The 7,502-nt window shown below is 49.3% G+C and carries 4 protein-coding genes and 1 pseudogene; all 5 read left to right on the forward strand.

The window, feature by feature from the left end; all coding sequences use genetic code 11:
• A pseudogene (locus VIP81_RS21930) lies at window positions 1-930 on the forward strand (SusC/RagA family TonB-linked outer membrane protein); the annotation flags it as partial.
• A gap of 16 nt (window positions 931-946) precedes the next feature.
• Window positions 947-2,434 carry a RagB/SusD family nutrient uptake outer membrane protein gene (locus tag VIP81_RS21935; RefSeq protein WP_331966360.1) on the forward strand — a complete coding sequence of 496 codons (1,488 nt, stop codon included), beginning with the start codon at window positions 947-949 and terminating at the stop codon, window positions 2,432-2,434.
• Between the two features lie 7 nt (window positions 2,435-2,441).
• Window positions 2,442-4,925, forward strand: coding sequence for a glycoside hydrolase family 38 C-terminal domain-containing protein (locus tag VIP81_RS21940; protein ID WP_331966363.1), 2,484 nt, complete (start codon window positions 2,442-2,444; stop codon window positions 4,923-4,925).
• 8 nt (window positions 4,926-4,933) lie between these two features.
• Window positions 4,934-6,310 (forward strand): SGNH/GDSL hydrolase family protein, encoded by a 1,377-nt coding sequence (locus VIP81_RS21945; protein WP_331966366.1) that lies wholly within the window; start codon window positions 4,934-4,936, stop codon window positions 6,308-6,310.
• 2 nt (window positions 6,311-6,312) lie between these two features.
• A partial coding sequence (locus tag VIP81_RS21950) for a glycoside hydrolase domain-containing protein (RefSeq protein ID WP_331966369.1) occupies window positions 6,313-7,502 on the forward strand: 1,190 nt, incomplete at its 3' end.

Here is a 7,502-nt window from a genome sequence, read left to right on the forward strand (position 1 = left end):
CAGTTTACCGGCGACCTGTATAACCGTGTTACGAAGGACCTGTTGTACTACCGGCTGATGCCCGCCACTACCGGCTATGAAGGTGTGTTTGATAATATCGGTGCTATCCGTAACCGCGGTATCGAACTATCGCTGGTCAGCAACAATATTCGCCATAACCAATTTTCCTGGAATACCTCGCTGATCTATTCCATGAACCGCTCCATGGTGCTGGCACTCAATGGTGATATCATGTATCCCTGGGGAGGCCGCATCATGGAAGGACGACCACTGAACGAATTTTACGGCTATCGCCGCGTCGGTACCTGGGGCACAGCAGAAGCATCGGAAGCAGCTACCTACGGCAAAAAACCAGGCGATCTGAAATATGAGGATCGGAATAATAATAAAGTGAAAGATGCCAACGATCGCACGGTGCTGGGCAACGGCATGCCCGATTTTGAAGCCAGCATGGGAAATACATTTACCTACAAAAATTTTTCCCTGTCGGTAGATGTACAAACTATCTATGGCCATAGCCTGGCAAATTTTACCAGGATGATCATGGAAAATGCTGCCCCTGCCACCAACAGCTATAGTAGCCTCCTCAACGCATGGACGCCGCAACAGCAAGGAGGAATGCACGCCTCCCTGCGGCTGCCGCAAGACGGGTTCGATAATGAAATGGACAGCTACAACATAGAAAAAGGCACGTTCCTGCGGATACGAAATATTGCACTGGCGTATCGGTTAAAGGAAGACTGGCTCGCGAAGTATCATATTAAATCTGCTATTATCAGCGCCAGCGCGGAAAACTATTTTCTGTTCACAAAGTATAAGGGATATGATCCGGAAGCCTCCTCCTTCGATGGCGACTTTAACCAGGGCGTAGACCTGTACCAATACCCGAAAGCGAAAACGCTGTCGTTTACTTTAAATGTTACATTTTGAATAAAGGAATTGACATATGAAACAAGTGGTTATGTGGGGGATGATCATCATGCTGATCACTTCCTGCAACAAATTCCTGGAAGAGGAGCCCTCCGGCTCTCTCAGCCTGACACATTATTACAAAACACCGGAACAGGTGAGTGCGGCGGTAAACGGTATGTACGACGGACTGGCAACGCCCTTTGTCGTAAATATAGGCGTAGCCGTGAGTCCCGTGTATTCGTTGGAGTATATCACCGGGTATAGCCGCAGACCAAGGCCCTCCGGTTTTGAAGATGATCAGTTTCTGCGGTTGGATAAACTGGACAACGCCAACTCAAGATTACAAGGTTGGTGGAATGCTACTTACTATCCGGTGGAAAACTGCAACAGCGTGATTGAAAATGTCAGCATCACATCCGTTGTCGATGAGCAAACAAAACAGCGTTACCTCGGTGAAGCGTATTTTCTGCGGGCATGGTATTACTTTCAGGCAGTACGGCTTTTTGGAGACATTCCCCTGAAACTGGCGACCACAAAAGATATCAACGATGTGAAAATTCGTCGTACTCCGCAGGCAGCCGTGTATGACCAGATTGTGAAAGACCTCAAAGCAGCAGAAAATACAGGGCTGCCCTGGATAGACCAGAGCGGACATGTGAGCCTCGGCGCGGTAAAATCTTTGCTGGCAAAAGTATACATCACCATGGCCGGTTATCCTTTGCAAAAAGGAGCACCCTACTATCAGCTGGCATACGATAAAGCCATGGAAGTAATCGACAGCCACCAGTTTTCCCTGTTTGAACAATACAGCGATCTGCGTAATCCGACAGTACAAAATACCCGTGAACATATTTTTATGCTGCAACGTCATCCCACGGTGGCGGTGAGCAACATACACTGGGCGTATTTGCCCTACCCGGTGCAGCCCATTTCTATTCAGCCGGCATATGGCGGTGCCATGGTGCCGGTAGCGGCGTTTTATAATTCTTACGCAGCAAACGATCAACGCAGGCAGGAGCAGGCTTTTTTCTATACAAAATATCAGCGCTACGGTAATCCGGCGGAAACGGTATTTTTTCCCGAGGCCTATATTTTCAAATTCTGGGATCAGGAAGCAGAGAAAACCGGTCGCTCCGGCGCTAATTTTCCGTTGATCCGTTACGCAGATGTATTGCTGTTAGGTGCAGAGGCGAAGAGTATGATCGACGGCGGTACTACCACCGATGCAGCAGCGATAGCTGCCTGGTATGCAGTCCACCACCGGGCGTTTCCCGTGACGCCGGCACCCACTACTTTAACAACAGATGATATCCTCAGAGAAAGATATTGGGAACTTTGTTTTGAATTCCAGACCTGGTACGATATGCTGCGCACCCGCAAAGCCTTTGATGTAGCGCATGGCACCATCACCAGCCTGGTAGGATACAAAGCCCCTAATCACCTGCGGAGCTTCGATGAAACTGATTTTCAATTTCCATTACCATTAGCTGAAGTTCAGAAAAACCCGGACTTGGCCCTTTAACAACAGCATGAAACTGAAGAATATTTGCCTGGCGGTTGTACTCACCGCTGCGGCACAGGCATCTTTTGCCCAACAGCAACACTTTATTGATGGTTATCACGGTGGCGTTTACGGACATTACCCTAACGGATACACGCAATTTATCAACAGCCAGTTGCAGGCAAATCCTTACTGGAAAATAAACCTGGAAATAGAACCCGAAACCTGGGATGTGGTGAAGGTGCGCGATCCGCAGGCATATGCCACCTTCGGGCAGCTGTTTGCCGATCAAACCAACAACGGCCGCATAGAGTATGTAAACCCCGGCTACGGGCAGAGCTACCTGTACACCAGCTCCGGCGAAAGTATGATACGACAGTTCAGCTACGGCATACAAAAAGTACGCGAACATTTTCCCGGCGCGGTATTCACTACCTATTCCAGTGAAGAACCCTGTTTTACCAGCGCCTTACCACAGGTGCTACGCTCCTTCGGATTTAAATACGCATCCCTGAAAAATCCTAATACCTGCTGGGGAGGCTACACCCGCGCGTTTGGTGGAGAACTGGTACAGTGGCAGGGCCCCGATGGTTCCCAATTGCTTACTGTGCCCCGCTATCGTTCGGAAGCCCTGTTGCCCCATTCTACCTGGCAAACAACCGCATGGAACAACAGTCCGGAATATATCCACTCTGCACTGGCCGCCGGCATTGCACATCCGGTGGGTATGTGCCTGCAGGACGCCGGCTGGCGCGGTGGCCCCTGGCTGAAGCAACAGGCGCAGTATCAAACCTGGCGGGATTATATCAGCCGCGTGGCAGATAAAACAAACGTGCCGGTATGGTCACTCAGTCAGGAAGATATCCAGGTAAGCCTGGTATGGGGTGCGCAGGTATTACAACGTATTGCACAACAGGTAAGGACCGCAGAAAATAAATTAATAACGGCAGAAAAATACGCCGCCATTACTACCGTATACGATCACCTCCCATGGCCGCAACAACAATTGGATACCGCCTGGAAATCATTGCTGCTGGCGCAACACCACGATTGCTGGATTGTTCCGTACAACAGTGATAAAAACGGTACCTGGATCGATAAGGTAAAACATTGGACAGATAACTCCATCGCCATGAGTGATAGCATTCTGCTGCAACATGGTCGGGAAGCGGATTATATCCGCGTGCTGAATACTACAGGACTTCAACGGAAGGAATGGATAGCCCTGCCGCAATATACCGGCGCCGGATGGTCCGTAACAGACAGCCACGGCAAACAAGTGGAAACGCAAACGAGCGCCGATGGACAGCTGCTCATCAACGCCATCGTGCCGCCGGTAGGATTCAGCGTGTACAAATTGCAGCCGGCACCTGCCGCGGTGCAACCCATTACCCAACCGGAAAACGGACGGTATAAGGTAGAAACAGATCTATACGTTATGGAGATGGACCCCGCCAGGGGCGGCATTATCACCAGTCTTATTGTCAAAGCTACCGGTAAAGAAATGGTAGACACAAAAAACAGCCGGGGCTTCAATGAACTGAGAGGATACTTTTATAACGAGGGCGCCTGGCGCTCCAGCATGGATACAGCTGCCACTGTCCGTATCACGGAAAATAATAAAGCCCGCGTGTCGGTAAGCATCAACGGCTTTATCGGCGGACGTCCGTTTACACAAATGGTTGTACTTACCCGTGGTCAACAACGTATAGACATGCACGTTAAAATAAACTGGAAAGGTAATCCCGGCATAGGCGCGTATTCGCAGGCCAATAACTATAACACCGAAGCTACGCACAAAGCATTTTACAATGATAGCTGCAAACTGCAGGTACTCTTTCCACTCCATCTTTCCCAACAACAACTGAGTAAAGATGCCCCGTTTGATGTGACGAACAGCCAATTGGAAAACACATTTTTCAGTAGCTGGGACAGCATTAAAAATAATGTGATCCTCCACTGGGCCGACGTCACCGACGGCAACACCGGCTTCGCATTGTTCACCGATCATACCGGTAGCTACGTGCATGGAAAAAATTATCCACTGGGCCTTACACTGCAATACGGCGGCAGGGCGCTCTGGGGCCGTAATTACGATATCACCGGGCCTACGGAAGTGAATTATGCTATTGTACCACATACCGGTAACTGGCAAACAGGCGGCATCACCCAGGAAGAAACCCGCTGGTGCGATCCGTTGCAGGTACTTCCGGCTAAACCCGGAAATGATTTTTCCTTGTTCACATTATCAGATGATCACTGGCAGGTATCCGCCATGCGCATGGACGGAAAAGATTTGTTGATCAGGCTGTACAATGCCGGCGGCAATAGCGCAACACAGCAACTCACTTTCAACGGGAAGGCCACGCAGGCGGCCCTGGAACAACTCGACGGCAGTATGATAACCACCTTGCAACGCCGGCCATCTCACAAAAAAACAGTGATGCAATTAGCAATACCAAAGTTTGGTATACGCACCATCCGATTGAAAAATGTTACAGTAAATAATTAAACCACTATATGAAAAAGTTCTTCTATGCTATTGGCCTAAGTCTCACCACATTGCTGGCACAGGCACAGGTAAAGCCCTTTCAACAAAACGATCGCGTAATTTTTGTAGGCAACAGCATCACCGAAGCAGGCGCCTATGTGTCGTACATTTACCTGTACTACATGACCCATTTCCCCGGTAAAAAACTGGTGATCCTCAACGGCGGCATCGGCGGCGACAAAGCGTCCGACATCTACCGCCGCCTGGAGTATGATATACTGGCCAAAAAGCCCAATGTACTGGTGCTGACTTTCGGCATGAACGATACCGGCTATTTTGAGTTTAACAACGCCAACGCGGATAAAACCGCCGCGGAACGCATCGCCGCTTCCCGTAGAAGTTATCAGCAGATAGAAACACGATTGCTACAGTTGCCGGGCATTCAGAAAATAATGATGTCGTCGCCACCCTATGATGAAACGGCAAAATTTTCCGGCAATGTTTTTCCCGGAAAAAGCAAAGCCATGCTGGAAATAATCAAATTCCAGGAAGCGGCAGCGAAAAAAAATAACTGGCCGTTCACTGACCTGTTCCGGCCTATGACGGCGCTCAATCAACAGCTGCAGCAAACCGATTCTACCTTTACCATCATTGGCCCCGATCGCATCCATCCCGGTAACGCAGGACACCTCGTAATGGCATCCCTCTTCCTGAAAAGTCAGGGACTGAACGGTCAGCCGGTGGCGGAAATCAACATCAATGCAGGTACGGGCAAAGTGCAGCAGGCCGTGAATTGTACTATCAGCCAGCTCAATACTTCCGCAGGCAAAGTGAGCTTTAATTACCTGGCGGCTTCTCTACCTTTCCCGATAGACACGGTGTCCCGCATCTGGGGCAACAATCAGAAACAATCCGATGCGCTGAACTGGATTCCTTTCACGGAAGATTTTAACCGGGAAATATTACAGGTGGCAGGATTGCCGGCAGGAGATTATCAACTGCTGATAGATGGACAAGGGATTGGTCAATCGTCTGCTACGGCCCTGGCAACAGGTATTAACCTGGCCACATTGCCGGAAACGCCACAAAATAAACAGGCCGCTTCCATCATGCAGCTGAACCTTTACCGTGCAGAACTGGAAGCCCGCCTGCGCCGCTATTACTGGGTACAGGGTAACTTTTTTGATAAAAAGAAATTATTATTGCAGGATGATGATGCCGCGCTGGATAGTATCCGCACCGCCGCAAAAAAAGATGGTATGCTGCGATTCCACGAAGAAAATTATGAAACAGCCCGGTACAAAGAACTGCGTACCGCCTGGTTACAGGAAATCGATACCATCGTGAAAATGATCTATACTATCAACAAACCCGTTCTCCATAAAATCGAGATCGTTAAAATGTAAAGATGAAAACGACTGCCGCTATATTTTTTTCCACACTTTTTATATCCGCTATCAGCAAGGCACAGGGACCAGCTGCTTACGTAAATCCTTTTATCGGCGCCAGCACCAGCGAAGGCGCAGCCGGGATCTATCACGGTCTTGGTAAAACTTTTCCCGGCGCCGCCACCCCGTTTGGGATGGTACAACTGAGTCCTAATACCATCACCGGTGGCGACAACGGATCAGGATACAGCTACGAACATACTACCATAGAAGGCTTTGTATTTACACAAATGAGCGGCATCGGTTGGTATGGCGATCTGGGTAATTTTCTCGTGATGCCCACCACCGGCCCATTACAAACAGCTGCCGGAAGTCAGCAACACCCCGAACAAGGCTATCGCTCCACGTATGCAAAACAATCGGAAAAAGCTTCCGCAGGATACTATGCCGTTCAACTCACGGAACAACCCATCACCGCAGAAATGACAGCCGCTCCACACAGCGGCATCATGCGCTTCACTTTTCCTGAACAGCAGCAATCGCGCATACAAATAGATTTGGCCCGCAGGGTAGGAGGTACTTCAACCTGGCAGGAAGTAAAAGTGATCAACGACAGCACCATTGCGGGATACATGCAATGTACCCCCGAAGGTGGCGGCTGGGGAAATGGCGATGGCAAAGCTAATTATACCGTATATTTCTACGCACAATTCAGTAAGCCATTAGCGAAATATGGGATCTGGAGTGCAGACATCCCTGAGGGCTGGTCCCGCAAACGGGAAGACGTGGAAAGTGCCCGTTATCAGCAACAAATCGCCAAAGCCACGGTAATACCCGGCGCTAAAGAAAAAGCCGGTAAACACCTCGGCTTCTACACCGAATTCGCTACCACCAACCAGGAAGCAGTACTGATGAAAGCAGGTATTTCTTTCGTGAGCATTGACGGCGCTAAAAACAACCTCGAAACAGAAATAAAAGACTGGAACTTTAACCAGGTACAGCAACGTACTTTCGATGCATGGAATAAAGCCCTCGGAAAAATAACGGTAACAGGCGGCACCGAAGAAGAGAAAAAAGTATTCTATACCGCGTTGTATCATACCATGATAGACCCGCGCAATTTTTCCGATGTGGATGGAAAATATGTAGGGGGAGATGGAAAAATACATGCCACCAACAGTTTCAGTAAACGCACGATTTTCAGCGGCTG

Origin of the sequence: Chitinophaga sp. (genome assembly GCF_036566945.1) — a bacterium.
Lineage (GTDB): Bacteria > Bacteroidota > Bacteroidia > Chitinophagales > Chitinophagaceae > Chitinophaga.